The 26,924-nt window shown below is 68.4% G+C and carries 29 protein-coding genes; 7 read left to right on the plus strand and 22 right to left on the minus strand.

Features of this window, described 5'->3' with window-relative positions; all coding sequences use genetic code 11:
• The first annotated feature begins 16 nt into the window (after positions 1–16).
• Entirely contained in the window at positions 17–1,165 is a 1,149-nt protein-coding gene (locus tag ABOD76_RS17075; protein ID WP_350243160.1) for a MalY/PatB family protein, read from the plus strand.
• A gap of 145 nt (positions 1,166–1,310) precedes the next feature.
• Positions 1,311–1,541, plus strand: a complete 231-nt coding sequence (locus ABOD76_RS17080; RefSeq protein ID WP_350243161.1) for a hypothetical protein — start codon at positions 1,311–1,313, stop codon at positions 1,539–1,541.
• Here the strand turns inward: ABOD76_RS17080 and ABOD76_RS17085 are convergent.
• From ABOD76_RS17085 to ABOD76_RS17095, 3 genes are read right to left on the minus strand one after another with little or no spacing between them, the layout of a single operon-like run.
• Positions 1,538–2,503, minus strand: a complete 966-nt coding sequence (locus ABOD76_RS17085) for a phosphotransferase enzyme family protein (protein WP_350243162.1) — start codon at positions 2,501–2,503, stop codon at positions 1,538–1,540. The genes ABOD76_RS17080 and ABOD76_RS17085 overlap by 4 nt on opposite strands.
• The gene (gene hisG / locus ABOD76_RS17090) at positions 2,500–3,126 is read right to left on the minus strand and encodes an ATP phosphoribosyltransferase (protein ID WP_350243163.1); all 627 of its coding nucleotides are present in this window, start codon (positions 3,124–3,126) and stop codon (positions 2,500–2,502) included. The genes ABOD76_RS17085 and hisG overlap by 4 nt, the downstream gene beginning before the upstream one ends.
• Positions 3,123–4,214, minus strand: coding sequence for an ATP phosphoribosyltransferase regulatory subunit (locus ABOD76_RS17095; RefSeq protein WP_350243164.1), 1,092 nt, complete (start codon positions 4,212–4,214; stop codon positions 3,123–3,125). Before ABOD76_RS17095 ends, hisG begins: the two co-directional genes overlap by 4 nt.
• A gap of 106 nt (positions 4,215–4,320) precedes the next feature.
• On the opposite strand from ABOD76_RS17095, the gene ABOD76_RS17100 reads away from it, so the two are divergent.
• Positions 4,321–4,881, plus strand: a complete 561-nt coding sequence (locus ABOD76_RS17100) for a hypothetical protein (protein ID WP_350243165.1) — start codon at positions 4,321–4,323, stop codon at positions 4,879–4,881.
• A 10-nt stretch (positions 4,882–4,891) separates the two neighbouring features.
• On the opposite strand, the gene ABOD76_RS17105 is transcribed toward ABOD76_RS17100, so the two are convergent.
• The 11 genes from ABOD76_RS17105 to purU all read right to left on the minus strand — a co-directional run bounded on the left by ABOD76_RS17105 (position 4,892) and on the right by purU (position 15,187).
• Positions 4,892–6,103, minus strand: a complete 1,212-nt coding sequence (locus tag ABOD76_RS17105) for an alginate O-acetyltransferase AlgX-related protein (protein WP_350243166.1) — start codon at positions 6,101–6,103, stop codon at positions 4,892–4,894.
• Positions 6,104–6,207: 104 nt separating this feature from the next.
• Complete coding sequence (locus ABOD76_RS17110) at positions 6,208–6,933, minus strand: endonuclease III domain-containing protein (RefSeq protein ID WP_350243167.1); 726 nt, start codon at positions 6,931–6,933, stop codon at positions 6,208–6,210.
• A 64-nt stretch (positions 6,934–6,997) separates the two neighbouring features.
• Positions 6,998–7,558, minus strand: coding sequence for a TerC family protein (locus ABOD76_RS17115; RefSeq protein WP_350243168.1), 561 nt, complete (start codon positions 7,556–7,558; stop codon positions 6,998–7,000).
• 158 nt (positions 7,559–7,716) lie between these two features.
• The gene (locus ABOD76_RS17120; RefSeq protein ID WP_350243169.1) at positions 7,717–8,301 is read right to left on the minus strand and encodes a TetR/AcrR family transcriptional regulator; all 585 of its coding nucleotides are present in this window, start codon (positions 8,299–8,301) and stop codon (positions 7,717–7,719) included.
• Positions 8,298–8,774, minus strand: coding sequence for a hypothetical protein (locus ABOD76_RS17125; RefSeq protein WP_350243170.1), 477 nt, complete (start codon positions 8,772–8,774; stop codon positions 8,298–8,300). Before ABOD76_RS17125 ends, ABOD76_RS17120 begins: the two co-directional genes overlap by 4 nt.
• A gap of 45 nt (positions 8,775–8,819) precedes the next feature.
• Positions 8,820–10,013 carry a carboxynorspermidine decarboxylase gene (gene nspC, locus ABOD76_RS17130; RefSeq protein ID WP_350243171.1) on the minus strand — a complete coding sequence of 398 codons (1,194 nt, stop codon included), beginning with the start codon at positions 10,011–10,013 and terminating at the stop codon, positions 8,820–8,822.
• A 232-nt stretch (positions 10,014–10,245) separates the two neighbouring features.
• Positions 10,246–11,394, minus strand: a complete 1,149-nt coding sequence (argJ, locus tag ABOD76_RS17135; RefSeq protein ID WP_350243172.1) for a bifunctional glutamate N-acetyltransferase/amino-acid acetyltransferase ArgJ — start codon at positions 11,392–11,394, stop codon at positions 10,246–10,248.
• A 329-nt stretch (positions 11,395–11,723) separates the two neighbouring features.
• Complete coding sequence (gene argC, locus ABOD76_RS17140) at positions 11,724–12,680, minus strand: N-acetyl-gamma-glutamyl-phosphate reductase (RefSeq protein ID WP_350243173.1); 957 nt, start codon at positions 12,678–12,680, stop codon at positions 11,724–11,726.
• Positions 12,677–13,231, minus strand: a complete 555-nt coding sequence (locus tag ABOD76_RS17145; RefSeq protein WP_350243174.1) for a GNAT family N-acetyltransferase — start codon at positions 13,229–13,231, stop codon at positions 12,677–12,679. Before ABOD76_RS17145 ends, argC begins: the two co-directional genes overlap by 4 nt.
• 5 nt (positions 13,232–13,236) lie before the next feature.
• Positions 13,237–14,253, minus strand: coding sequence for an ornithine carbamoyltransferase (gene argF, locus ABOD76_RS17150; RefSeq protein WP_380129700.1), 1,017 nt, complete (start codon positions 14,251–14,253; stop codon positions 13,237–13,239).
• Between the two features lie 49 nt (positions 14,254–14,302).
• On the minus strand, positions 14,303–15,187 hold the full coding sequence (purU, locus tag ABOD76_RS17155; RefSeq protein WP_350243175.1) for a formyltetrahydrofolate deformylase: 885 nt from the start codon (positions 15,185–15,187) through the stop codon (positions 14,303–14,305).
• A 69-nt stretch (positions 15,188–15,256) separates the two neighbouring features.
• Between purU and ABOD76_RS17160 the strand changes: the two genes are divergently transcribed.
• Together ABOD76_RS17160 and ABOD76_RS17165 are read left to right on the plus strand one after the other, a co-directional pair.
• A complete protein-coding gene (locus tag ABOD76_RS17160) occupies positions 15,257–16,342 on the plus strand; it encodes an aminopeptidase (RefSeq protein ID WP_350243176.1) in 1,086 nt (361 codons plus the stop codon).
• Positions 16,339–16,863: an AAA family ATPase gene (locus ABOD76_RS17165; protein WP_350243177.1), complete on the plus strand. Its 525-nt coding sequence runs from the start codon at positions 16,339–16,341 to the stop codon at positions 16,861–16,863. Before ABOD76_RS17160 ends, ABOD76_RS17165 begins: the two co-directional genes overlap by 4 nt.
• Before the next feature lie 54 nt (positions 16,864–16,917).
• Here the strand turns inward: ABOD76_RS17165 and ABOD76_RS17170 are convergent, their stop codons facing one another.
• From ABOD76_RS17170 to aroA, 3 genes are all read right to left on the minus strand, one after another.
• Positions 16,918–17,322, minus strand: a complete 405-nt coding sequence (locus ABOD76_RS17170; protein ID WP_350243178.1) for a hypothetical protein — start codon at positions 17,320–17,322, stop codon at positions 16,918–16,920.
• Between the two features lie 23 nt (positions 17,323–17,345).
• Complete coding sequence (locus tag ABOD76_RS17175; protein WP_350243179.1) at positions 17,346–18,479, minus strand: PQQ-dependent sugar dehydrogenase; 1,134 nt, start codon at positions 18,477–18,479, stop codon at positions 17,346–17,348.
• A 79-nt stretch (positions 18,480–18,558) separates the two neighbouring features.
• Positions 18,559–19,893 (minus strand): 3-phosphoshikimate 1-carboxyvinyltransferase, encoded by a 1,335-nt coding sequence (aroA, locus tag ABOD76_RS17180; protein ID WP_350243180.1) that lies wholly within the window; start codon positions 19,891–19,893, stop codon positions 18,559–18,561.
• 81 nt (positions 19,894–19,974) lie between these two features.
• Between aroA and ABOD76_RS17185 the strand changes: the two genes are divergently transcribed.
• The gene (locus ABOD76_RS17185; RefSeq protein WP_350243181.1) at positions 19,975–20,451 is read left to right on the plus strand and encodes a GNAT family N-acetyltransferase; all 477 of its coding nucleotides are present in this window, start codon (positions 19,975–19,977) and stop codon (positions 20,449–20,451) included.
• Between the two features lie 33 nt (positions 20,452–20,484).
• Positions 20,485–21,702 (plus strand): saccharopine dehydrogenase family protein, encoded by a 1,218-nt coding sequence (locus ABOD76_RS17190; protein ID WP_350243182.1) that lies wholly within the window; start codon positions 20,485–20,487, stop codon positions 21,700–21,702.
• Between the two features lie 55 nt (positions 21,703–21,757).
• On the opposite strand, the gene dxs is transcribed toward ABOD76_RS17190, so the two are convergent.
• From dxs to ABOD76_RS17215, 5 genes are all read right to left on the minus strand, one after another.
• Positions 21,758–23,632 carry a 1-deoxy-D-xylulose-5-phosphate synthase gene (gene dxs / locus ABOD76_RS17195; RefSeq protein WP_350243183.1) on the minus strand — a complete coding sequence of 625 codons (1,875 nt, stop codon included), beginning with the start codon at positions 23,630–23,632 and terminating at the stop codon, positions 21,758–21,760.
• A complete protein-coding gene (locus ABOD76_RS17200) occupies positions 23,632–24,306 on the minus strand; it encodes a hypothetical protein (RefSeq protein WP_350243184.1) in 675 nt (224 codons plus the stop codon). The genes dxs and ABOD76_RS17200 overlap by 1 nt, the downstream gene beginning before the upstream one ends.
• Before the next feature lie 67 nt (positions 24,307–24,373).
• On the minus strand, positions 24,374–24,739 hold the full coding sequence (locus tag ABOD76_RS17205; protein ID WP_350243185.1) for a YbjQ family protein: 366 nt from the start codon (positions 24,737–24,739) through the stop codon (positions 24,374–24,376).
• A gap of 37 nt (positions 24,740–24,776) precedes the next feature.
• On the minus strand, positions 24,777–25,460 hold the full coding sequence (locus ABOD76_RS17210) for a PspA/IM30 family protein (RefSeq protein WP_350243186.1): 684 nt from the start codon (positions 25,458–25,460) through the stop codon (positions 24,777–24,779).
• 120 nt (positions 25,461–25,580) lie between these two features.
• The gene (locus ABOD76_RS17215; protein WP_350243187.1) at positions 25,581–26,681 is read right to left on the minus strand and encodes an NADH:flavin oxidoreductase/NADH oxidase; all 1,101 of its coding nucleotides are present in this window, start codon (positions 26,679–26,681) and stop codon (positions 25,581–25,583) included.
• Between the last annotated feature and the right edge of the window lie 243 nt (positions 26,682–26,924).

A 26,924-nucleotide genomic window follows, 5' to 3' on the forward strand; every position in this document is an offset into this window, starting at 1 on the left:
GGTTTAGACTGCCGCCATGACCTCCTTCACGCTGACGCCCGAGGTGCTGCGCCACCCCGACAGCTACAAATGGACGCTCTACCCGCAGGAGGTGCTGCCGCTGTGGGTGGCCGACATGGACTTCGCGCCGGCGCCGTCCATCGTGGCGGCCCTGAAAGACCGGCTGGAACACGGTCTGGGTTATCACCTGCTGCGCGGCGACCCGGACCTGACCCGGCTGCTGGGGGCGCGGCTGGAGCAGCAGGGCGTGCCGCCACTGCCGGAAGGCGGCATGCGTTTCCTGCCGGGCGTGGTGCCGGGGCTGTACGCGGCGGTGCTGGGCCTGACCGCGCCGGGCGACGACGTGCTGAGCTTCACCCCGATCTATCCGCCGTTCCTGTCGGCCATCCGTGACCACGGGCGCACCGCCCGGACGGTGCCGCTCCTGCAGGGCGAGCTCGGCTGGGACATCGACTGGGCGGCGCTGGAGCAGGCGGTCACGCCGGCCACCCGGCTGCTGATGCTGTGCCACCCGCACAACCCCACCGGGCGGGTCTGGACCCGCGAGGAACTGGCCGGGCTGGCGGCCTTCGCGCTGCGTCACCGGCTGTGGGTGGTCTCGGATGAGCTGCACGCCGACCTGTCGTTCCAGGGCCCGCACACGCCGTTCGTGACCATCAGCCCGGAGCTGGAGCAGCGCACGCTGACCGTGACCGGGCCGTGCAAGGCGTACAACACGGCGGGGCTGGGCATCGGCGCGATGTACAGCCACAACCTGGCGCTGCTGGACCGGGTCACGCAGGCCTCGGCGGGCGTGATGGGCCACCCCTCGGCGATGAGCGTCACGATGTGGCGGGCCGCCCTGCAGGACGACGGCGCCTGGCTGGCGGCGGTGCTGGATCAGCTGCGTCAGAACCGCGACCGGGTGACCGCCTGGGCCGCCACCGTGCCGCTGCTGCGCTACAGCCCGCCGGAGGCGACCTATCTGGCGTGGCTGGACCTGACCCGCCATCCGCGCGCCGCCGACATGCAGGCCTTCCTGCTGAGCGAGGCGAAGGTGGCGCTCAACGACGGGCCGCCCTTTGGAGACGGGTATCAGGGGTTCGTGCGCCTGAATTTCGCGACCAGCCCCGAGATTCTGGAGGAGGCGCTCACGCGCATCGGGCGGGCGCTGGCGCAGGAATGAGGGCTGGGCTGCTCTTTGGACGCACACGGTAGCGAACCATTCAGAGTTGTTCCAGCGGGCAGGTCACCCTGACTCCAGACCCGGCAGGCCGGCGGGCGCGTGCAGCGGGCACGCGCCGGCGCGGTCACGGGCGAGGGAGCTGCACATGAACAACCGGACCCTTTCCAACCTGCTGACCGTGCTGGGATTCAGCTCGATTTTCGCTTCCATCGGCATCTGGGCGGCCAGCGGCGGGCAGGACGCCGACCCGGACCGTCAGGCGCACGGCGAGCGTTTCGGCATCTTTGTGGGGCTGTGGGCGCCCACCTTCTTCGTGCTGGCCAACAAGTACAGCGCGGCAGCCGACCTTGAGGACAAGGAAGTGAAGGCCGCCTAGGCCCGGTCCGGCGACCCGGTCAGCCAGCGCTCCAGCCGCTGGACCAGCCGGTCCACCGACACCACCGCACCACTGCCGCGGCTGGCCTGACTGCTGCCGTCGCCCACGCTCCAGGCTGCCATCAGGGCGCAGCGGGCGGCCGTCAGCAGCGGCAGCCGCTCCACCCAGACCTCCTCCAGCCGCAGCTCCGTGCGGTACCCCGCGATCAGGTGGGGCAGGAGCCGTGCGGCCACCGGTTCGCTGAGTTCCAGGGCCGCCCGGGCCAGATCGTTGGCGAGCGGGGCCCAGACCGGCTCGTCGAAATCGATGATGACGGCACGCTGGCCGTCCCAGATGGCGTTCCCCGGGCGCAGGTCGCCGTGCATCAGGCCGAACCCGGCGCCCGAGTTGCTCCAGCGGTCCACCTCTGGCGTCAGCCGCTCGAAGGCGCGCCGCAGCGTCGGATGTCCGGCCGCGTCCGGGGCGGCCCGGTGCCACAGCTCGGCCCATTCGGGAAACGGCCGGCGCTGCTCGGCGAAGATCATCGGGGCCGTGCCGGGCGGCAGGGCAAAGTATTCGGTCAGCCGGTGCAGCTGACCGATGCTGCGGCCGAACGCGTGATACAGGTCCTCCGTGGGGGTCAGGGCCGACAGGCGGGGCCCGGTGACCCACTGCACCGCCGTCACCAGAAACGTGTCGTCGTCCTGCTGGAGCTGTTCAATGAGCTTTCCGTTCCGCGAGGCGCGTGGCGCGCAGACCGGCGCGCCCGCCTGCTCCAGATGCCGCAGCCACGCGAGCGGTGGCGTCAGGTACGCTTCGTCGCGCATGCCGCTGTGGGTGAAGCGGAGCGCCAGATCCGCGCAGCGGTAGACGTGATTGACGCCGAGGTTGACCGGCTCCGGTACCACGCCTGGCCCCACAAAACGCCGGGCGGCCTCCAGCACGCTGGCATTGGTCAGCCGCCCCAGCAGACCGCCCGTCACGGAGCGGAGGTGGTGCCGGTCAGCTCGCGCAGGCGGCCGATCAGCGGGCGCAGCTGATCGCGCTTTAGCTTCAGGGCAGTGCGGTTCACCACCAGCCGGGCACTGGAGTGCATCAGCACCTCCACCTCCTCCAGGTGGTTGGCGCGCAGGGTGCTGCCGGTCTGCACCAGGTCCACCACCGCGTCGGCCAGGCCGGTCAGGGCCGCCAGTTCGATGTTGCCGCTCAGCTTGACCACCTCGGCGCTCAGCCCGCGTTCCTGCAGCCAGCGTCGGCTCAGGTTCGGGTACTTGCTGGCCAGCCGGCCAATCGGCCCCGTCGCCCCGACCTCGCGGATCAGCGACAGGCGGCAGCGCGAGAAGCCCAGGTCCAGCGGTTCGTAGACCGCCCGGCCCGACTCGGCCAGCACGTCCTTGCCCACGATGCCCGCATCCGCGATCCCCAGGTCCACGTACACCGGCACGTCCTGATTGCGCAGTTCCAGCAACGTCACGTGGCCCATGCGCCACTGCAGGGCGCGGCTCTTTTCCGGTAGATGCAGCGGCAGCCCGGCCTGCTGGAGCAGGGCGATGCCCTCCTCGAAAATGCGGCCCTTGGGCAGCGCGATGGTCAGGGTCTCGCTCATGCCGGCCCGCCCAGCAGCCGGCTCACGTCGTCCAGCGTCTGCCCGCGCACGGCCCGCCGGATGCCGCGCTGCCGGGCGTAGTGGCCCAGTGCGGCCGGGTCGTCGGTCCAGGCCAGCTCGGCCACCAGACCGCCGGACCGGGCGTACTCGGCGCCCGGCAGGTCCAGCGCCAGCACCACCTCCGGTTCGGGCGGCAGGCTGTGGGCCGCCACCTCGGTGAGCCGCTCCAGCCCGATGGCAAAGCCCGCACCCGGCAGCCCGGCGTCGTAGCGCCCGCCGCCCAGCACCTGCCGGGGCGAGCCCTCCACATAGGCGCGGAAGGTGAAGCCGCTGTAGTAGCCGTATCGCCTGGACATACCCAGGTCGAACAGCAGCCGCTCCGGGCCGAACAGGTGGGCCACCTGCTGCAGGTGCTGAAGGGCGGCGTGGGCCTGGCGGCCCAGCGTCAGCCGGCCGGCCTCCGCCAGCACCTCGGAGCCGCCGTACAGCTCCAGCACGGTGTTGAGCGTCTGCTCCAGCTCGCGGCTCAGGCCCTCCCGCTGAATCAGTGCGGAGAGGTCCGGGCCGCTCTTGCGGTCGATGACCCGGTGCAGCTGATCGCGCACCGGACCCGCCAGCCCGGCGTCCGCCAGAATGGCATCCAGAAAGCCGGGGTGGCCCACTTCCAGCTGCCCATTCACGCCCACGCTGGCCAGCGTGCTGAGCGCCAGTTCCATCAGCTCAGCGTCGGCCTGGGCGGTGCTGACCCCGATCAGCTCGACGCCCAGCTGGGTGAACTCACGCAGGCGCCCCAGTTCGCTGTTCAGGCCGCGCAGCCACAGCCGGCCGCCATACTGCAGCCGCAGCGGAAACGGTCCCTGCGGATAGCGTGCCTGGGCCAGCCGCTGCACTGCTGTGGTGAATTCGCTGCGCAGGGCCAGCACCTCGCCGCCCCGGTCAATCAGCTTGAAGGCCAGGGTGTCCTGCGGGTGCGCGTGGTCCTGCAGTTCCAGGGCGGGCAGCTCGACGCCCTGATAGCCCCAGGCCGAGAACTGCGCCGCCACACGCTGCCGCAGATGCTCGCGCCAGGCCCATTCGGGCGGCAGCACATCACGGGTTCCAGCTGGCAGTATCACCTGATCGCTCCTTGCACGCCCCGGAATATAGCAGGGGTGGCCCGGCACCCGCCGGAGGCCGCGCCCCTATACTGCGCCCATGCGCCGCGTCCCGCTCCTGTTGCTCCCCGCCCTGCTCGCCGCCTGCGCCCCCCGGCAGGACACCTTCAAGCCGCGCATCGTGATCACGGTGCCGGACGGCGGTGGGGCCACCTCCCAGACCAGTTTTGTGGTCAAGGGGTATGTGCTGGACGACAAAGGCGTGCGTTCGCTAAAGGTGCAGGGCGTTCAGGTGCGGCTGGCCGGCAGCGAGAAGATCGAGCCGTTTTCCTTCAAGACCCTGGTGTCCGGCACCAGTGCCGACTACCGCATTGAGGCCACCGATCTGTCGGGCAACGTCACCAGCCTGACGCTGCCGGTGCGGGTGGACCGGGTGGCGCCCGCCGTCACCGTGACGCAGCTGGAACGCGACGGCAAGGTGATCCGGGTATCGGGTGTGGCCGCCGACAACCTGCGGGTGGCGCAGGTCAGTGTGGACGGAACCCGGCTGAACATCACGCCGGGCGCGCGGGTGGAATTCTACGCGGAGACCACCGGCCAGTTTGCTGACATCGAGGTCCGCGATTCGGCGGGCAACACGGTGAAGCGCCGGGCGCAGTAAAAGGTCGAAGTCAGCCCCTGCAGACGCTTAGGGTCATGTGGCCGAGGTAGGGGCTGTCGATCTGTAACCTGGAGACGCTGACCGGCCGGCCTACCTCGACGAATAGCCGGGAGTTGTTTTCGGACATAGGATGTTTGGAGAGGGCCAAGGTGACGGCACCATTCAGCGTCACACTGGCCTCGAACATGCCAGGCCCGTCACCTATGAGCGCCAGGTAGTCCTGTGGCCCCAGTTGCAGCGGAGTAGACAGAGTCTGACTCCCATTCTGGGTGGTCACGGTAAACAGCGGGCTCTGACATACGCCTTTGGCGCGCGCGATCTCACGCCGGAAGAAGTCTGGTTTCCAGATCGGGCCAGGCGATTCCCACACCACGTACTGGGGACCTGTGTATGCGTAAGCCGGAGAATCCAGATAATTCTCCATGGCCGCCTCAAAGTCTCCGCTGACTACACCAAAATTCACAACCTGCGCCCGCAGGTCGTACTCAAGTTCCGCCTCAAATGACTGCTCGCTGCCTCTGCTCATGTTACTTGAACCTAAAACAACAACCTGAGGCTCACTGTCGCTGAGCAGATCTCGCCTGACGGTGGCCACATACCGCGGCTGCATTTCGTCTGCGACATGTGCCTGACAGGCATGCGCGAGCGAACTGCCGTAAGCACCGATGAAGCTGGTCAGATCACGCTGGAGAACCACTCGGTGGTGATCAAGAGCGGCATATCCAGGCCAGGTTCTGATGTGCTGGGCGATATTATCGGCCACGACTTTCGCAAAATCGTTCGTCCAGTGGTTATCCTGCTTTAGGAAGGCCGTACCGGTCCGGCGGCGCAATCGGATCAGATCCGGTACGTATAGGCCGATCTTCTTCAGGTCGGCAACGTAATGCTGATAAGCCGTGATAGATTCATCGCCACGAAAGTCGGGCCTTTCACTGCTGAAATCTATAGCCCGGTTGTAAAGAGGGAAGAAGGCAAAGGTTTTGTTGCGGCTGCTCATCTCAGCATAAAATCTTTCAAAATCTGCCATGACCTCTGGCTGAGGAGTGAAAGAGGTCAGGTCATGCTGAACTACAATACTTCCATCGTCATTCACTTCTACGATGGCATTGTGTGGTGCACTGCTGTAAGAGTTTGGATCCAGTGCGGCCTGACAATGCGGGAGGGTGGCCTGAGCTGTGGAGAAGCAGATCAGGAGGACGAGGGTGGTCAGGGCTCTGTGCATCAGTAAACCTCAAGAACGTCGTGGCCAAGTACCAGCCATCGTTGCCTGTGCATGATGCAACAAAGGAACAAGTGTGCCTAGTACCAGGGGAACCAAGCCGGTCTTCAGCCGCTCCCCTCCAACACCAGTCCGGCGCTCGGGCACAGGTCCTGCAGAACGCACAACTCACAGCGGGGCCTCTGCGCGCGGCAGGTCTGCTGGCCATGCCGGATCATGGAGACGTGGAAGGTGTAGCGGTCCTGCCATTGGCGCGGAAGCACCTCGTCATACCAGCGCTCCACCTTGACGGCGTTCCACTGTGTGGGCAGCAGTTCCAGGCGTTTGGAGATCCGGTCAATGTGTGTGTCGACCGGCATGGCCGGCCGCGCCAGATCGAACAGCAGCACGCAGGAGGCGGTCTTCATGCCCACGCCCGGCAGCCCTTCCAGCAGGGACCTCACCGCCTGGTCCGGCAGCTGCCGGGTGTCCCTCAGGCTCAGCTCCCCACGCTGCTCCTCCAGCTGATTCAGCGTGCCCCAGATGGCCTGCGCCTTGACCCGCGCCAGCCCGCCGCCCGCGGCCCTCAGGGTAGTTTCGATGCCGTCCGGGCCGTCGGCCAGCGCTGCCTCCCAGCGGGGATAGGCCGCCTTGAGGCCCTCAAACTGCCGCCGGGTGATCGGCGCGACGTTCTGCTGCGACAGGATGGTGCGGATCAGGCCGTCCAGCGGTTCACGGCTGACGCTGGGTAGGGGCGGGAGCGGCAGGTACTGCTCGGCGAGCCGCCGGCTGATCTCGGGCAGGCTGGACGGTGCAGGGTGCTGTACCGAGAGCGGCAGGGGAGAGCGGGCCATGCCCGGCAGGCTAGAGCGCCTGCGGGTCGGCCGCCGTGAGCGAAGCTGCGAACATCCATCAGCTCTAAAGTGTTGGCCGCCTCACCCGGCCGCACTGCCGCGCCGGACCCGCAGGTTCAGCAGTTCCACCATCACCGCAAAGACCATCGCGAACCATCGCGAAAGAGGTGGAGCGCTCGGGGATATGGAAGCCCCGCCCCTCGGCCCCCAGATGCACGCCCATCATCAGCAGGAAGGCCAGGGCCAGCATCCGGACGGTGGGATGCGCCTGCACACACTGACCGATCGGACCGGCCGCGAACAGCATGATCTGGGCGATGACGCTGCCGAACCGGGCGCGGCCCTGGGCCTCGGCCGCCCGGTGGTCACCCTCCAGCTGTTCGTGCATCTCGCTGCCGGCCTTGTACAGCAGGAACAGGCCGCCGGCCAGCAGAATCAGGTCGCGGCCAGAAAAGGCTAGGCCCAGCACGCTGATGATCGGCTCGGTCAGGCGGGCCAGCCACGCCACCAAAAACAGCAGTAGCACCCGCATCACCATGGCGCCCGGCAGGCCGATGGTCCAGGCACGCGCCTGCTGCTCGGCCGGCAGCGAGATGAAAATACCTTTGTCGATGCCCAGAATCACTTCCAGCAGGAAGAGGGTTCCGAACGCCAGCTACGCTTTAGGTTGAGTAATCCAGCCGAAATCAAGGGGGTTCAACAGGTGTGTCTCCGGACTTCATGCTCTGGGGCAGGTGGACCACCGTTCCCAAGAATCTGCTCAAGGACCTGCACATTCAGGCTTTACCGTGTGCCGGCACCGTCCAGAAAGATGCTGAGCAGCGCCCGGGCGGTGCCTCCAGGGTCCGGGACCGGGTGTCCGGCCGTGACCAGCGGGTACACCATGCCCATCAGGGCGCGGGTCAGGGTCTGGGACGGGAGGTCGGCCCTCAGCTGCCCCGCCTGCACCGCCTGATCCAGCAGCGCGTTCACGCCGCCCAGCCAGCCACGCCGGTACGCCTGCTCGAAAGCCAGCCGCCGGGCCGGCTCGATGTGGCCCAGTTCGCCCGCCAGTTTCAGCCCCACCCGTTGCTGGCTGGCGGTGCTGAGCAGGTCGGTCAGCAGGCAGCCCAGCTGCTCTGGCAGGGTCACCTGGGTGCTGGCCCGCTGCAGCAGCGCCATCAGGCCTTCCAACGACTCCTCCAGCACCGCCAGGAACAGCGCGTCCTTGTCTACGAAGTGGTGGTAGAGGGCTGGTTTGGTGACGCCCACCGCCTGCGCCACTTCGCGCATGCTGACGCCGTGGTACCCACGCTCGGTGAACAGCTGGGCCGCCTGGGCCAGCGCCCGTTCCCGGGTGGAGGTCTCGCTGCGCAGGGCGGTGCTCACCCGCCGACGCCCGGCACGTCCACCCCGAACAGCCGCAGCAGCGGGCGCCACCAGGGAATCAGGAGCAGCATCACGAGCAGGCTCAGGCCGAACCACAGGCTGGCCACCCGGTACTTGCGCTGGTCGCCGGACGCGCGCCGGCTCAGGCTGCTGCCCAGCGTTGCGAACACCACGGCCACGATCATGCCGGTGCTGTGCTCCACCGCGAAGAAGCGTGACTGGTCCTGCTTCATGGCCGCCCCGAAATTGTCCAACACCGTCCGCATGTACGGAGAGAGGCCCAGATAGAGGGCCAGCCCCACCACCAGTTGCAGGTGAGTGAGGCTGGTGTACACCCGGGCGGCCACAGCTTCCCGGCCGGTCCAGGCGCGGCCACCGCCCACGCCGGGCAGCGTGCGGGCCAGCGCATACACCGCCGCGATCAGCACCGCCCAGCGCAGCACGTTATGGAGCGAGAGCACAAATAGGTACATATGGCTGGAGTGTAGCGTGTGCCCCTGCCGGCCAGTGGGCGGCCCTCAGCTCAGCTTGTCCCGGAACTGCTCGTACCCGAAGGTGCGGATCACCTCATAGTGGCCGTCCTGGCGCCACACCCCGATGTCCGGGTGCTTCACGCCGTTGAAGAAGGTCGTCTTGACCATCGTGTAGTGGATCATGTCGTCGAACACCACCCGGTCGCCCACCGCCAGCCGCTCGGGGAAGCTGTATTCGCCCACCACGTCCCCGGCGAGGCAGGTGGTGCCGCCCAGCAGGTAATCGTGGGTGGATTCGCCCGGCTCCCCAGCCCCCAGCACACGCGGGCGGTACGGCATCTCCAGCACGTCCGGCATGTGCGCCGACACCGAGACGTCCAGCAGCACGCTGTCCTTGACGTTGTGCACCACGTCCAGCACGCTGCTGACCAGCCAGCCGGTCTGCCACCCGAAGGCGCTGCCCGGCTCCAGGATCACCTGCACGTTCCAGCGCTCGCGGAAGGCCCGCACCACCCGCACCAGCCGCTCGATATCGTAGCCGGCCCGCGTCATCAGGTGCCCGCCGCCGAAGTTCACCCAGCGCATCTGCGGCAGCCACTCCCCGAAGTTGCGCTCGATGACCTCCAGGGTGCGCTCCAGCGTGTCGCTGTCCTTCTCGCACAGGCTGTGGAAGTGCAGGCCGTCCACGCCGTCCAGCAGGTCCGGGCGGAACTCGCGCTGCGTGACGCCCAGCCGCGAGAAGGGACCGGCCGGGTTGTAGAGGTCCGTTTCCACCTCGGCGTATTCCGGGTTGATGCGGATGCCGATATGCACCTGCTTGCCGGCCCGGCGGGCCGCCTCCACCTGCGGACGGAAGCGGCTCCACTGCGAGAAGCTGTTGAAGGTCAGGTGGTCGGCCAGCTCCAGGATGCGCGGGAAGTCCTCGTCGCTGTAGGCGGGCGCGTACACGTGCACCTCACCCTGCATCTCCTCGCGGGCCAGGATCGCCTCGTTCAGGCTGCTGGCGGTGGCGCCGGTGATGCCGTACTCACGCAGCACCGGAAAGGTGCTCCACATCGAAAAGCCCTTGAACGCCACGATGATCTGGGCGCCGCTGCGCTCCTGCACCTGCGAGATCAGGCTCAGGTTGCGCCGCAGCCGCGACTCGTCCAGCACGAAGGCCGGGCTGGGAATCTGGTTCCAGGGAATATCCGAGACAGGGTACACGTCGGGGAGCTTCAGTTCGGCGGCCTTGGTCATGGAGAACAGGGTAAGGGAAAAGCCCCCGGCCAATGGTGGCGGGGGGAGGCCCTGGTGCCACGCCGGCAGGCTCAAGCGGGGTTGACCTACACAGAGCTGAACAGGTCGACCGGTGAGGAGGGAACAGTCCTGGCACTGCCGTTCTCAAGCGGCGCGGCATTCGTTCAAAGATTGGCCGCGCCCCGCTGTATGGGCCGGGCAGAGATGGTCCCGGCTGCTGGCCCGGTGTGCGTCAGGTGGTGTATTCGGCGTTGATCACCACGTAGTCGCCGCTCAGGTCGCAGCCCCAGGCTTCGCCGTGGGCCTCACCTGCGCCCAGGTTCACCTCGAACACCACCTCCTCGGCCTTCATGCTCTCCGACACGGCCCGGGCATCGTAATCCAGCGGCTTTCCGGCAAACACCGGCACGCCCTGCACGCTGACCGTCATCGCCTCGACGTTCACGGCGGCCCCGCTGCGACCCACCGCCATGATCACCCGGCCCCAGTTCGGATCGTTGCCGTGCACCGCACTCTTGAGCAGCGGCGACACGCAGCAGGTGCGGGCGGCGGTGAGCGCCTCCTGCTCGCTGGCTGCGCCGCTCACCTGCACGGTCAGCAGTTTGGTGGCCCCCTCGCCGTCGGCGGCGATCTGACGGGCCAGATCCCGCATGACCGTTTCCAGGGCCGTCAGAAACTCCGCCAGGTCCACCTCGCCGGCCGCCCCGTTGCAGATGGCCACCGCCATGTCGTTGGTGCTGGTATCGCCGTCTACCGTGACCGCATTGAAGGTGCGGCTGACGATACCGGGAAACGCCTCGCGCAGCGCCGCCTGATCCACCTGCGCGTCGCTAAAGGCGAAGGCGAACATGGTGGCCATGTCCGGGTGAATCATGCCACTGCCCTTGGCAGTCCCCACGATCTGCGCGCCGCTGCTGAGGGTCGCGGTGGCCGTCTTGGGCCGCGTATCGGTGGTCATGATCGCTGTCGCGAAGGCACCCACGTCGTCGCTTAGATCGTCCGGCAGGTGCTCCAGGCCGCTCAGCACCCGGTCCATCGGCAGCAGGTGGCCGATGATGCCGGTACTGGCGGTCAGTGCGGCGTCACGCGGCAGCTCGAAGACACTCTCAGCGGCCTCGGCCATGTCGCGGTTGTCCCGGGCACCCTGACGCCCGGTCGCGGCGTTGGCGTTGCCGGCGTTCACCACGATGGCCCTCACCGGCCGGGTGGACGCGTACACCTCGCGGTTGCGGGTGACACAGGCGGCGGCGGTGGTGCTGCGGGTGCCGGCAAACGCCCAGCTGCACGGCCGGTCGCTCACCACGCACGAGAGGTCGGTCTTGCCGCTCGGCTTGATCCCGGCGGCGAGGGCGGCGGAGCGGAATCCCTGCGGAAACTTCATGCCGCCCAGTCTAGCGGCGGGCCGCGTCTGGGGTGCGCGGCGGTCTATGGCTTTGAAGGGCCACCCGGCTGCCGCCGTCGTTGAGGTGAGGCGGTATTCAAGCAGTGGAAGGGGAGACGATGAGCCTGCGGCCGGTGTGCCCTCAGCGGTGCAGGCCAGTAATGTGGCGTCCCGGTGCAGCCGGGCAGATTGATCTGATTCGCAGTTGTGTGGCCGTTGCAGCTTTTTGAGAGCCAGCGTGCTGCAGGGGCAGAGTGTACCGGTCTTCATCCGTATGAAAACGGAAGCCGGCCGATTTACCGGGTGGCCGGCTTCCGTTTTCATACGCTCTACGCCAGGGCTGCCCCTGCATCCACGCTGTCTCTGACCTGCAGGCCCAGCATCAGCTCCAGGTTCTGTACGGCCGCGCCGCTTGCGCCTTTGCCCAGGTTGTCCAGCCGGGCCACCAGCAGCGCCTGCTCCGTGGCCGGATTGCTGTACACGAACAGCTGCATCTGGTTGGTGTCGTTCAGCGCCTGTGGGTCCAGGATCGCCGGTTCGTTGCTGAAGGGCATCACGTGCACATAGGGTTGCCCCCGGTAGTGCTGCGCCAACGCCGCATGCAGCTGCTCCGCCGTCTGCCCGATCAGGCGCAGGTGGACCGGCACCTGCACGATCATTCCCTGGCGCCAGCCGCCCACGTTCGGGGCGAAGAGCGGCGCAAAGCTCAGGCCGCCGTAGCGCTGCATCTCCGGGACATGCTTGTGGCTCAGCTGCAGGCCGTAGCTCTTGAACGGGCCGCCCATCGGGTGCTCGGTGCCCTGCTCGTGAGCGTCCACCAATGCCCGGCCCCCGCCACTGTAGCCGCTGAAGCCCGCCACGCTCACCGGATACTCGGGCGGGAGCAGGCCGGCTTCGGTCAGCGGACGGAGCAGCGCGATCGCTCCGGTGCTGTAGCAGCCGGGATTGCTGACCCGGGCGGAGGACCTGATGGCCTCCGGCTGGCCCGCCGTCAGCTCGGGAAAGCCGTACACCCAGCCGTCGCTGACCCGGTGGGCGGACGAGGCGTCCAGAATCCGGGTGGTGGGGTTCTCGACCAGCGTCACCGCCTCGCGGGCCAGATCATCGTGCAGGCACAGGATGGCCACGTCAGCGCTGTTCAGCAGCTCGCGCCGCGCCTCCGGGTCCTTGCGCCGCTCCGGGGCGATGCTCAGCAATTCGATGTCCTGGCGGCCCTCCAGCCGCGCGCGGATCTGCAGGCCGGTGGTGCCGGCCTCTCCGTCAATAAAGATGCGTGGCGTCTTCACGTGTTCCATTCCTCTCTCAGCAGAGCGTAGATGGCGTCGTCGGTCCAGGTGCCACGGTGCCAGTAGCTCTGCAGCTGCGTGCCCTCGTGCCGGAAGCCCAATCGCTCCAGCAACCGGCGCACCCCCTCGTTGCGTGGGTCGATGCTGGCGGACACCCGGTGCAGCCGAAGTGTTCCGAACACGTGGCCCAGCAGGGCCGTCAGCGCCTCCTGAGCGTACCCCTGACCCTGGGCCTCCGGCGAGAGCGTGACCCCCACTTCCGCCTGCCCCCCGGCCCCTCGGTCGAAGGTTCTCAGCGCCACGTCGCCCATCAGCTGACCGGTACTGGTCAGCGTCACGGCGATCTGGACCCAGCCCTCGTCGCCCGGAGCGCGGCCCTGCATCGCCTCAATCAGCGCCTGGGCCTGCTCCAGGGTGTAGGGCAGCGGCCAGGCCTGGAAGGCCGCCACCTGCGGGTCGTTGCGGTAGCGGGCCAGGACGGGAGCGTCGTGCTGCTGCAGCGGGCGCAGCAGCAACCGTGAACTCCGGATGGTCCAGCTGTCGGTGACCATCCTGCTTACCAGCGCGGCTTCATCTGGCCCATCACGTGGTACAGCAGCGCCTTCTGGGCGTGCAGCCGGTTCTCGGCCTGATCGAAGACGCGGCTCTTGGGGTGCTCGGTCGCCTCCGGCACCGTCTCCTCGCCGTAGTGGGCCGGCAGACAGTGCAGGAAGATGCCCTGCGGGGCAATCCGTTCCAGCATCTGTGGGGTGACCTGATAGCCCTGGAAGGCCCGGCGTCGGCGGGCGCCGTCCTCCTCCTGCCCCATGCTGATCCACACGTCGGTGTACAGCACGTCGGCGCCGTCCACGGCCGCGAGGTCGCTGGTGAGCGTCACGCTGGCGCCGCGCCGAACCGCGTCCATCAGCACCGCGCCGTTCGGCTCGAAGCCCACCGGGGTCACGATGGTCACGTCGGCGCCGGTCAGCACGCCCATGTGAATGTGGCTGTTGGCGAGGTTGTTGCCGTCTCCGATGTAGACCACCCGTTTGCCCTGCACCGGGCCCACCGTTTCCTCGATGGTCTGGTAGTCCGCCAGCAGCTGAACCGGGTGCAGCATGTCCGACAGGCCGTTGATGACCGGCACCTCGGCATGGTCGGCCAGTTCGTGCAGGGTGTGCTGCAGGTAGACGCGGCCCATGATGCCGTCCACCCAGCGCTCCAGGTTGCGCGCCACGTCCGAGACGCGCTCGCGGGTGCCCAGCCCGATTTCCTGGTTGGACAGCGTGATGGCGTGGCCGCCCAGCTGGTACATGCCCACATCGAAGGTGGTGCGGGTCCGAAGGCTAGCCTTCTCGAACAGCAGCGCCAGGCTCAGGCCCTGCAGCGGTTTGACATTCCGCCACTCGCCGCGCTTCATGCTGGCCGCAGTGTCCAGAATCGCCCGCAGTTCTTCCGGGCTGGTGTCCAGGTTGCTTAAAAAATCACGGCCGGCCATCACCGGGGCGGGCAGGCTGTCCGGGGTGTGCAGAAACGGTTGCGGCGGTTGCTGGGCTTTTTTACTCTTGGACTTGGGGGAGGCGCTGCGCGTCATAGGGCAAAATTATACATAAGTGGTGCAACTTCATGCAGTTGCGTCCGACTCAGAACACCACCGTCTTGTTGCCGTGCACCAGCACCCGGTCCTCCACGTGCGCCTTGACGGCCCGGGCCAGCACCTGCCGCTCCACGTCCCGGCCCAGCCGCATCAGCGTCTCGGGCGTCTCCCGGTGCGTGACCCGGGCCACGTCCTGCTCGATGATCGGGCCGGCGTCCAGTTCCTCGGTCACGTAGTGGGCGGTGGCGCCCACCAGCTTCACGCCGCGCACATGGGCGGCGCGGTAGGGGTTGGCCCCGATGAAGGCCGGCAGGAACGAGTGGTGGATGTTGATGACCGGCACGCCCACCTCGCGCAGGAAGTCGCCGCTGAGAATCTGCATGTAGCGCGCCAGCACCACGAAGTCGCACTGGCCTTTCAGCAGCGCCAGCTGTTCCGCCTCCGCCTGCGGCTTGCTGTCCTTGCGCACCGGCACGACGTGGAACGGGATGTCGAACATCTCCGCGTCGCGGCGCAGCGCCTCGTGGTTGCTGACGACCATCGGAATCGTCACGTCCAGCTCGCCCCGGCGGCGGCGCCACAGCAGGTCCAGGAAGCAGTGGTCGTACTGGCTGACCAGGATGGCCATGCGCTTCGGCTCGGCGGTGTACCACACCCGCCACTCCATCCCGAACGGCTCGGCCACCACCTGCTGGAAGGCGCGCTCGAACTGCCCCTTGGCGAGGTCTAGGCCGTCCAGGTGGAATTCCATCCGCATGTAGAAGGTTCCGCCCTGCGGATCGGTGCTGTGCTGGTCACTGTGGATGATGTTGGCCCCGTGGTTGTGCAGGAACTGCGACACGGCGGCCACAATGCCGCGCTGGTCCGGGCAGCTGATGGTCAGTCGGGCGGTGTGGCGGGGGTCCATCTCCGGGCGGGGGTCCAGCGTCATGCGGCCAAGCATAGCAACGCTCAAGGCGGGCCGGCGGCGCGTTGCCCAGCCCGCCTGATAGCCTGCCGTATGGCTGCAACTCCGTACGATCCTGTCCGGCACGCCGAACTGCTCGCCCGCTACTGCCTGGACGCCCAGCCGGGCCAGCGGGTGCAGGTGTCGGCCACCACCCTGGCCCTGCCGCTGGTGGAGGCGCTGCACCGGGAACTGCTGGGCCTGGGTGCCCGTCCGGTGCTGCGGCTGGAATACCCCGGCCAGCAGGACGATTTCTACCGCCACGCGTCCGACCTGCTGCTGGACAGCCTGCACCCGGCCGACGTGGCCGACATGGAGGCCACCGACGCCACCCTGCGGATTCTGACCCCGCAGCCGCCGGTGACCGACAGCCACCCGGACCGCCGTACCCGCCACGCCCGCACGGTGGCGCCCATCGGCGCGCTGCGCTCGCAGCGGCGCTGGAGCCTGACGCTGTTCCCCACGCCGGAAGGGGCGGGGGCGGCCGGCATGTCCCTGACGGACTACGAGGGGTTCGTGGCCGACGCGTTGTTCCTGAACACGCCGGACCCGGTGGCCGAGTGGGTGCGGGTGCGCGAGCGGCAGGCGCGGTTGATCGAGCGGCTGAGCCGGGCCGATCAGGTGCGGATTCTGGGGCCAGACACCGACCTGACCATGAGCGTCAAGGGGCGCACCTGGGCCAACAGTGACGGCAAGCGCAACATGCCGAGCGGCGAGGTGTTCACCGGGCCGCACGAGCAGTCAGCGTCCGGGCACATCTACTACGGCCTGCCCACCAGCGTGGGCGGGCGCACCGTGCAGGGCATCCGGCTGCGCTTCGAGGCGGGCCGGGTGGTGGAGGCGAGCGCCGAGGAGGGCGACGATGTGTTGCAGGCGTCGCTGGCCACCGACGAGGGCGCCCGGTACCTGGGTGAGCTGGGCATCGGGACCAACTACGGCATTCAGGTGCCGAGCCGCAACATCCTCTTCGACGAGAAGATCGGCGGCACCGTGCATCTGGCACTGGGCCGCAGCTACCCGGAAACCGGCGGCCTCAACGAGTCGGCGCTGCACTGGGACATGATCTGCGACCTGCGTGGAGGCGGACAGGTGTTGCTGGACGGCGAGGTGTTCCAGCAGGACGGCCAGTTCGTGGAATGACCGGTCCGGTCTGGCTCATCTCCGGATGCCCGGGGGTCGGCAAGAGCAGCGTGAGCCGCGCCCTGCTGACCCGCTTCCCGCGTGGCCTGCACCTGCCGGTGGACGATCTGCGCGAACTGGTGGTCTCGGGCATCTCGCACCCGTCCATGACGCCCAACCCGGAGACCGACCGCCAGTTCCGGCTGGCCCGGCAGGCGGCGGCCCATCATGCCCGCCTGTACGCGGAGGCAGGCTTTGCGGTGACGGTGGACGACGTGCTGTGCCCGCAGGATGCGGCGCTGTTCCTGGCCGCGCTGGAGGGGCTGGAGGTTCACCGGGTCTTTCTGGCGCCGGGGCTGGAGGTGGCGCAGGCGCGCAACGCTGCCCGGCTCACCAAGGCCTTTGAGCCGGCCACGCTGGCGCCCCTGATCGCGGCCCTGTACCCCGCCATGCCGCCGGAGGCCTACCGGGAAGCCGGCTGGACCGTGCTGGACACGGCTGAGCTGACGGTGGAACAGACGGTGGACCGGCTGCTCCGCTGATTCAGACGACACCGGGGCCACTGCTTTCAGTGGCCCCGGTTCGTTGTTGGTCGGTTAGCGCGAGCAGTAGCGTTGGACGTCCGGGTCAAAGGCGCCGATCAGCCCGAACACGGCCAGCAGCGTTCCGAAGGGGAAATTCAGGATGTTCAGCACAAACAGCACGACCGCCGCGATGCGCCCCCAGCTGCGCCCCTGCACCACAGCCCGGTAGGTCAGGAACGTGAACACCAGGATGATGAGCTGCACCACCTCCGCCACCGCGATGGCGCTGCCGGTCACGGTGCGGGCCAGCTGCACGTCCTGGGAGGCGAGCGTGGTGTCGCCGGACAGGATGGCGGTGATCAGGGGCCACACCAGCGGCACCAGAATCACGGCCAGCACCTGAAACACCATCAGCACGATCAGGGGGACCGTCACCCAGTTGAGTTTCTCCGGTTGGCCGAGGGCTGCTTGGCTCATGCTTCTAATGTACTAAATCCGGATCACTTCGTATAGGTGATGCGGTAGACCGTGCCGTTGCCGTCGTCGGTCAGCAGCATCGAGCCGTCGGCGGCCGTCACCACCGCCACCGGCCGGCCGTTCACCTGCTGGCCGTTCAGGAACCCGGTCAGGAAGTCGGTCACCTTGCCGCTCTTGGGATCAATCATCACGACCTTGTAGCCGCTCTTCTCGCTGCGGTTCCACGAGCCGTGCAGCGCCGCGAACAGCATGCCCTGATAGGCGCTGGGGAAGGCCTTGCCGGTGTAGAAGTTGATGCCCAGCGGCGCGCTGTGGGCGGTCACGGTGGCGAAGGCCGGCTTGGCGGTGTCGCACACCGCGGCCGTCTTGCGCCCGAAGTCCTTGTCGTAGGTCTGCTCGCCGTTCAGGGTGTAGCAGTACGGCCACCCGTAGAAGCCGCCGGCAGACAGCTTGAAGAACGCTTCGGGCGGCACGTTGTCGCCCAGCTGGTCCCGGCCGTTCATGGAGGCGTAGAGGGTGGTGCCCTGCCACGCCAGGCCCACACTGTTGCGCAGGCCGCTGGCGTACACCTTGCCGTTCTTGCCGTCCGCGTCAAACACCCACACGGCGGCGCGCTTGGGGTCGCTCTCCTCGCAGACATTACAGCTGCTGCCCGTCGCCACGTACATCCGGTCGTCCGGCCCGAACACCACCGTGCGGGTGCTGTGGCCGGCCCCGCTCGGGAGGTCCACCAGTTTTTCGGCCGGCCCGGTGGCCTTCAGGTCGCCGGACTTGTACGGGAAGCGCACCACCGCGTTGGTGTTGGCGACGTACAGCGCGTTGCCGTGGAAGGCCAGTCCGTGCGGCTGGGACAGCCCACTGGCGAACACCGCCTTGCTGTCCGGCTTGCCGTCCTTGTTGCGGTCCGGCAGCACATACACGGTCCCGGCGCCGGTGTCGCTCAGGAAGATGTCGCCGTTGGGGGCCACGGCCAGCAGCCGCGGGGCCTTGAAGCCGTCGGCATACACCGACACCTTGAAGCCTTCCGGAGCCTGGATGGTGAAGCTGGGGGCGGCCCCCACATTGGGCGCCTGGGCCGTGGTGGACGGGCTGGACGACTGGGCGCAGGCCGACACGCTGAGCAGCAGGCCCAGCAGGGCCGTCAGGGGACGTTTCATGCCACCAGGGTAGGGCGCGGCCATGAAGATCAGCGGGGGAGAGCGTGAAGCAGCGCCTGCAGATGGGTGAGGCTGCGGCTCACCCGTGTGGTGCGGGTGTCCGCACGTCGTGCGCGAGGTACTCGAACCGGGCGCCCAGGGCTTCCAGGTGCTGGAAGAAGTCCGGGTAGCTCTTGCGGATGTGATGGGCTCCGGTGATGGTGATCGGCTGCGCCGCCCGCAGCCCCAGCAGCGTCAGCAGCATGATCATGCGGTGGTCGCCGTGCCCGTCGGCCGTCACGCCGCCCGCCACCGGCCCGCCGGTCACGCTCAGGTTGTCGGCGGTCTCGCTGGCCTGCAGCCCCAGCCGTTCCAGCTCCCGGCGCGTGTCGGAGATGCGGTCGCATTCCTTGAGCCGCAGGGTCGACACGTTTTCCCAGGTGGTGGTGCCCTCCGCGCTGGCGGCGGCGGCCGTGAGCGCCTGGACCGCGTCGGTGAAGCCGTCGCCGTCGCGCACCACGGCCCGCAGCGGCTGACCGCCCCGCACCCGCAGCGTGTCGCCCTCGCGCACGATGTCCGCCCCCATCTCGCGCAGCACGTCCACCGCCTCACGCTCGCCCTGCAGGTCCTGGGCGCGCAGGTTGTGCAGCGTCACCTCGCCGGGGAGCAGCGCCGCTGCCGCCAGGATCGCCGCCGACCCCGGGTAGTCGCCCGGCACCTCAGCCCGTTCCAGCCGGTAGCGCTGAGCGCCAGGAATCTGAATGCGCCGGAGGTCCTCGCTGGCGCTGGCCTGCACCCCGAAGGCCCGCAGCGTGTCCAGGGTCTGACGCAGCGGCGCGTGGCTCTTGATGTCGCCGGTCAGTCGCAGGTCCAGCCCGTCCGGCAGCAGCGGGGCCAGGAACATCAGCGCCGAGGCGTACTGGCTGCTGCGCTCGGCGCTCACCTCCACCGGGCCGCCACGCACCGGCCCGGCCACCGACAGCGGCAGGCGGCCCTCCTGACTCTCGGTGCGGGCGCCCAGTCGCTCCAGGGCCTCCAGCAGGTCGCCCTGCGGCCGCCGGCCCAGGCTATCTGGATGGTCGGTGACGAAGCGGGTGCCGCCGGTCAGCGCGGCCACGGCCATCAGAAAGCGCGCGACCGCGCCCGCGTTGCCGGGGTTCAGCGTCACGCCGTCGCGCGGCCGGCTGCCGAAGCCGCGCACCACCACGTCTGCCCCTACCCGCTCAATTCCCGCGCCCCAGGCCGACAGACAGGCCAGCATCGCCTCGGCGTCCTCGGAGGTGGCGGCCCCCACCACACGGGTCTGCCCCTCGCTGAGCGCGGCGGCCAGCAGGTAGCGGGTGGTGTAGTTCTTGCTCGGTTGCGCCCGCAGCGTGCCGCGCAGTTCGGCCACCGGGAACACCAGCACATCGAAACGGTCGGGCAGCTCGCTCATGGCCCCCAGGATAGGCGAGCCGGGGCAGGCCGCAGCGTGGTGGGCAAGACAGGGCCACGGGAGCGGCGGTACGCTTCAGACATGCCCATTGACCTGCGCCCGATGACCGCCGAAAGTTTCCAGCGTTTCATGGACCGGGCAATTCCGGACTACGCCGCCGAGAAGGTCCGCAGCGGCGAATGGAGCGAGGCCGAGGCCGTGGAGCGGTCCACCGCCGATTTCCGGGACCTGCTGCCGGACGGCCTGGACAGCGCGGGCAATTTCCTCTTCGACCTGCACGACCCGGAACTGGGCCAGGACGTGGGGGTGCTGTGGTACGCGCTGCGGACCAACGGGGGAGAACCGTCGGCCTTCGTCTATGAGGTGGCGGTCTTTCCACAGTTCCAGCGCCGCGGCTACGCCAGCGAGGCGTTCCGGCTGCTGGACCGGCACGCCGCTGCTCAGGGAGCCAGCCGGGTCAGGCTGCATGTGTTCGGTCATAACCACCCGGCCCGCGCCCTGTACGAGCGGCTGGGCTTCGAACCCACCAACCTGATCCTGAGCCGCCCCATCCGCTGAGCCCGGACGCCGCTGGGGTACACTGGCCCCCGTATGAGCAAGGTCATCATCATCGGCGCGGGCGGCGTGGGCAACGTGGTCGCCAAGAAGTGTGCCCAGAACGACGAAGTCTTCAGCGAGGTGCTGATCGCCACCCGCACCGTCAGCAAGGCCGACAAGATCGTGGCCGAGATCCACGAGCACTTCCCGAACAGCCGGGCCGTCTTTTCCACCCGCGCGGTGGACGCCGACAACGTGCCGGCCCTGGTGGAGCTGTTCCGCGAGTTCCAGCCGGAACTGGTGATCAACGTGGCGCTGCCGTACCAGGACCTGACCATCATGGACGCCTGCCTGGAAGCGGGCGTGCATTACCTGGACACCGCCAACTACGAGCCGCGCGACGTGGCGAAGTTCGAGTACTCCTGGCAGTGGGCCTACCGCGAGCGCTTCGAGCAGGCGGGCCTGATGGCCCTGCTCGGCTGCGGTTTCGACCCGGGCGCCACCAACGTGTTCACCGCCTACCACGCCAAGCACCACTTCCAGGCCATCGAGTACCTGGACATCGTGGACTGCAACAACGGCAACCACGGCAAGGCCTTCGCCACCAACTTCAACCCCGAGATCAACATCCGCGAGATCACCGCCAACGGGCGCTACTGGGACAACGGCAACTGGGTGGAGACCCGGCCGCTGGAGATCAGCCAGGACATCTACTACCCGAAGGTCCAGACCCGCACCAGCTACGTGCTGTACCACGAGGAACTGGAGTCGCTGGTCATCAACTTCCCGACCATCAAGCGCGCTCGCTTCTGGATGACCTTCGGGGAGAGCTACATCCGGCACCTGAACGTGCTGGAGGGCATCGGCATGACCAGCATCGAGCCGATCAACTTCCGGGGCCAGCAGATCGCGCCGCTGGAGTTCCTGAAGGCTGTGCTGCCGGCCCCCGAGAGCCTGGCCGAGAACTACACCGGCCAGACCTGCATCGGGGTGCAGGCGAAGGGCATCGGCAAGGACGGCCAGCCGAACGTGCACTTCGTGTACAACGTCTGCGACCACGCGGCCACCTACAAGGAGGTGCAGGCGCAGGGCGTCAGCTACACCACCGGCGTGCCGGCCATGATCGGGGCCATGCTGATGCTGCAGGGCATCTGGCAGAAGCCGGGCGTCTACAACGTCGAGGAGTTCGACCCGGACCCGTTCATCGACGCGATGAACCGCTGGGGCCTCCCGGTGGATCAGCTGGGCGGCATTGAACTCGTCCGCGACTGAAGGGTACAGAGGAGGGCGGCGGCCAGCTGTTGGCCGCCGCCCTCGCCCTTTCTGCCTACACGCCCAGCGGGACGTCCACCCCCAGCTCCGCCAGCACCGTGCGGATCGCCTGGGTGTCGATGCCGCTGCGGGCGTGGACCCGCTCCACGCTGGCGTGCTCCTGGAACTCGTCCGGAATGCCCAGTACCCGCACCGGCGTCTGCAGGCCCCAGGCCGACAGCTGCTCCAGCACCGCCGAGCCGAAGCCGCCCACCACCGTGTTGTCCTCGACCGTCACGAGGGCGCGGGCCGAGGTGGCCACCTCGCGCAGCATCGCGGTGTCGAGCGGCTTCACGAAGCGGGCGTTGATCAGGCCGACTCCGGGCAGGTCCACCACCGCACGCTCGGCGTATTCCAGCGCCTTGCCGCCCGCCAGCACCACCACGTCATCACCGGCCCGCAGCCGCTCCCAGGTACCCCAGCGCAGCTCCGGCCACGTGCCGGCCGGCACCCGGTCGGTGTTGCCCCTCGGGTAGCGGATCGCCACCGGGCCACCGATGCGCTGCGCTTCCCTGAGCATGCCGCGCAGCTCGGACGTGTTCCGCGGCAGCCCGATCTGCACGTTCGGAATGTTGCGCAGGTACGACAGGTCGAAGACGCCGTTGTGGGTGGCCCCGTCTGCGCCCACGATGCCGCCCCGGTCGATGGCGAAGATGACCGGCAGGTTCTCGATGGCCACGTCGTGCAGCACCTGATCGTAGGCGCGTTGCAGGAAGGTGCTGTAGATGGCCACGATGGGCCGCAGCCCCTGCAGCGCCATGCCCGCCGCCGCCGTCACCGCCACGTCCTCGGCAATGCCCACGTCCAGGTAGCGGTTCGGGTGCGCCTTGCTGTAGCCCACCAGTCCGGAACCCTCGCGCATGGCCGGGGTGATCACGAAATTGCGCGGGTCCTGGGTGCTCAGCTCCGTCACGGCGTCCCCGAAGGCCGCGCTCCACGAGTAGCTGGTGCTGGGGTCGCTGCTGCCGGTCTCCGGGTCAAACTTGCTGGGGCCGTGCCACTTGATCGGGTCGGCCTCGGCGTAGTCCAGGCCTTTGCCCTTGCGCGTCACCACGTGCAGGATGGTGGGGCCGTCCAGCTCGTTCAGGCGCTCCAGCAGGTACACCAGCTCCTGCAGGTTGTGGCCGTCCACCGGCCCCACGTAGCGCACGCCCATCGCAGCAAACGGGTTGATGCTGGCCGGATCGAAGAAATGGCGGGTGCTGCTCTTGGCGCGGCTCATCAGGTTGGCCAGCGGCTTGCTGATGGCCGACACCGCCTTCTTGCCGGCCCCCTCGCCCTCCTGGAACCAGCGCTGCACCTGCAGCGTCCGCATGAACTTGGCCATGGCGCCCACGTTCTCGGAGATGCTCATCTCGTTGTCGTTCAGGATGATCAGCATCCGCTTGCCGCTGTCCCCGATGGTGTTCAGGGCCGCCAGCGCCATGCCGCCGGTCAGCGCCCCGTCCCCGATCACCGCCGCTACCTGATAGTCCTGGCCCAGCGCGTCGCGCGCCACCGCCATGCCCAGCAGGTTGGCAAGGCTGGTGCTGGCGTGCCCCACCGTGATCGCGTCGTGCGGCGACTCGCTGACCTTGGTGAAGCCGCTCAGCCCGCCTTCCTTCTTGATGGTGTGCATCCGGTCCTTGCGGCCGGTCAGGAACTTGTGCGCGTAGGCCTGGTGGCCCACATCGAAGAGGATGCGGTCACGGGGCGAGTTCAGCACGTAATGCAGCGCCACGATCAGGTCGGTGGCGCCCAGGCTGGAGGCGAGGTGCCCGCCCGACAGCGAGCAGACCCGCACGATCTCGTCGCGCAGCTCCTGGGCCAGCGCGGGCAGCTGCTCGCGGGTGAGGCGCTTGAGGTCGTCGGGGGATTCAATCTGGTCGAGCAGCGGGGTCGGGCTCATCATCAGCCTCCTGTGAAGTTGCGTGAGGCGAGCAGCAGCGCCTCCGGGGTGCGGACCTCGCCCACGTAGGGCGCGAACCACAGTTCCTGGGAGGCGGGGAACAGGCCGCCCACGTTGTCGGTGATCTGCCGGTTGATGACCCAGACGGTGTAGCTGCGTCCACCCACCGCGACGGTGCGGTGGTCCAGCACCGAGTAGCGGTAGCTGACCTTGCCACTCACGTTGGTCTTGCCGTCGTCGGAGAGCACCCGCACGTCGCTCTGGCCCTGCCAGCTGAGGCCCACCGCCCACGCACCCTCGGCCGGATACTCGCGCCAGGGGGGCGTCAGGGTCACGGTCAGGCCCGGCTTGCGGAAGCCGAGCAGCAGCACCCCGTCGCCGCTGAGCTGCCGGTAGGAGGTCTGGTCGGCGCCGCGTCCGCTCAGCAGGAAGCCCTGCACCTCCTGGCCCGCGAAGATGGTGGGCCCCTGGCTGCTCAGCACGTACGGCACGTCGGACGCGATCGCGCCGTCCGGCAGGTAATTCCAGCGCAGGCCCGCCTGGGACGGATAGAACGAGACCTGTGAGATGGTGGTGGTGGCGGTCAGCGCGGGCCCTTTGGTCTGCTGGGTGGGCGCGCATCCGGCCAGCGCGGCACCCAGCAGGGCCAGCGGCAGGAGGAAGCGGCGGGAACTCATAGGCCTGAGCATAGCGGGAAGCGGCCGGGATGAATGTCAATCTGGATAAAGAACGCAGCCCGGCGGGCTAGCTGCCGGGCCGTTCCTCCACCACCACGGCCGTGCCGTAGGCCAGCACCTCGGTCACGCCGTCGGTGATCTCGTTGGCGTCGTAGCGCATCGCCAGCACGGCGTTGGCGCCCAGCTCACGGGCGTGCTGCACCATCAGCTCGTACGCCTCCGCCCGCGCCTTCTCGGCCAGCTCGGTGTACAGCGTGATGTTGCCGCCCAGCAGCGTCTGCAACGACGCGCCCAGGTTGCCCAGCACGCTGCGCGAGCGCACGGTGAGGCCGCGCACCAGCCCCAGCTGCTGCACCACCCGGTGGCCCTCCAGCTCGTTGGTGGTGGTCACGATCAGGGCGCTGGGGACCGGACGGCCGGAGGGGGATGTCATACCTTCATGATGACATCCCCCTCCGGCTGAGCACCGCTTACTTTTGCAGCGGGTCGCTGCCGCCCTGGACCCGGGCTTTCAGGGCCGCGAGCTCGTCGTCGATCTCGCGGTCGCGGCCCAGGTTGGCCAGCTGAGCGTCCAGGTCGCCCTCCTCGCGCAGCTGGGTCATGGCGCGGTTCTTGTCCTCCATGCCCGCCACCTTGCGCTCCATGTCCTCGAAGGCGCTCATGGCGCTGCCGGCCTTGTCGAAGCCGCTGGCCTTCTCCAGCGACTCGCCCGCACGGGCGGTCTGCTGGCGGGCCACCAGCAGCTGACGGCGGCTCTCCAGCTCGTCAATCTTGGCCTCCAGGGCGCGCAATTGGGTTTTGAGCTGGTCCACGGTGCTGCTGCTGGTGGCGAGCTGCGCTTCAAAGCCGCTCGCCAGATCGGTGTGGTTCTTCTTGCGGCGCAGCGCCTCCCGGGCCAGGTCCTCGCTGCCGGCGCGCATGGCCTCCTCGGCCTTCATGCCGTACTCCTGGGCCAGCTTGCGGTTGGTGCTGGCCTCGCGCTCCAGCTTGGCCGCCTGCGCCATCGCGCCGGCCACCTCATTGCGGGCCTCGCCGTAGGCCTCGCGCATGTCCAGCAGCGTCTGGTCGATGATCTTGGACGGGTCCTCGGCGCGGCTGATCAGGTCGTTGACGTTGGCGCGGATCAGGCGGGACAGACGATCGAGAATGCTCATGGTAGTACCTCCGAAAGGGGAATTACGGCAACACTGGACCGCACGGGGATGGCCGCCGGCCGTGAACGGCAGCTCTCGGCCCACAATACGAGCCGGCGCGGCAGGAGTTCCCCCCTTTGCTCAGGGGCGACGCGGCTGCGCGCGGGCGTACTGGTTCGGCACCGGGGCCGAGGCGCCCAGTTCCAGCGCTGCACGCTGCGCCAGGTGCGGGTCGCGCAGAAATTCGCGGGCGAAGGCGATCAGGTCCGCCTGCCCGGCCCTCAGGATCTGCTCGGCCTGCTCCGGCGTGGTGATCAGACCCACCGCCATCGTCTCGATGCCCGCGTCCTGCCGCACCCGCGCGGCGAACGGCACCTGATAGCCCGGCTCCACCGTGATGCGCTGGGCGGTGGTCAGGCCGCCGCTCGATACGTCAATCACATCCACGCCCTCCAGCTTCAGCAGCCGGCACAGTTCCACCGTCTGGTCCAGGTCCCAGCCGCCCTCGGCCCAGTCGGTGGCCGACAGCCGCACGAACAGCGGCAGGTGGATCGGCCAGACGCGCCGGACCGCCCGCGTCACCTCCAGCACCAGCCGGGTGCGGTTCTCGAAGCTCCCGCCGTACTGATCGCCGCGCGAGTTCGACAGTGGCGACAGGAACTGGTGCAGCAGGTAGCCGTGCGCCGCGTGAATCTCCACCACGTCGAAGCCGGCCATCATGGCGCGGCGGGTGGCCGCCTCGAAATCGGTGATGACCTTCTGAATATCCTCCGGGGTCATCGCGCGCGGCTGCGGGTACGCGGGCAAGAACGGCTGGTCGTCCGGGCCGACCACCTGCCACCCGCCCTCCCGGAGCGGAACGGCCCCCTCGCCGCGCCACGGGGCGTACGTGCTGGCCTTGCGCCCGGCGTGCGCCAGCTGGGTGCCGATCAGGCCGCCGTGGTCGTGCACGAAGTCGGTGATGTGGCCCAGCGGCGCGATGTGCTCGTCACTCCACAGTCCCAAGTCCTCCGGCGAGATGCGGCCTTCCGGACTGACGGCGGTGGCCTCGGTCAGGATCAGCCCGGCCCCACCCAGCGCGAACTGCCCCAGATGCACCATATGGAACTCGGTGGGCAGGCCGTTCCGGGCGCTGTACATGCACATCGGCGACACCACGAGGCGGTTGGCCAGCGTCACGCCGCGCAGCTTGAGGGAGGAGAACAGGGGGCTGGTGTCGGTGGCTGAGGAGGTGGCGGTCATGACGGAACTGTAGGCAGCGCAACCGTTCCAGAGTGTGCCTGGATTTCAATATCAACCCTGAATGGAGACGGGCGGTCCGGCCCTGGCTGGACAGGCCGGAGGGCGGGTCTGTGCAGCGGGCGGCAATCCATGTACACTCGGCGCATGACGTCCGTCCGTGCATGGTGGTGGCCCAGGTTTCCTGGGTAACCGCTTGCCGTCGTACCACGCCGCAACAGCGCCCAGGTGAAGCACCACCGGGCG

This window comes from Deinococcus sonorensis KR-87, assembly GCF_040256395.1.
Lineage (GTDB): Bacteria > Deinococcota > Deinococci > Deinococcales > Deinococcaceae > Deinococcus > Deinococcus sonorensis.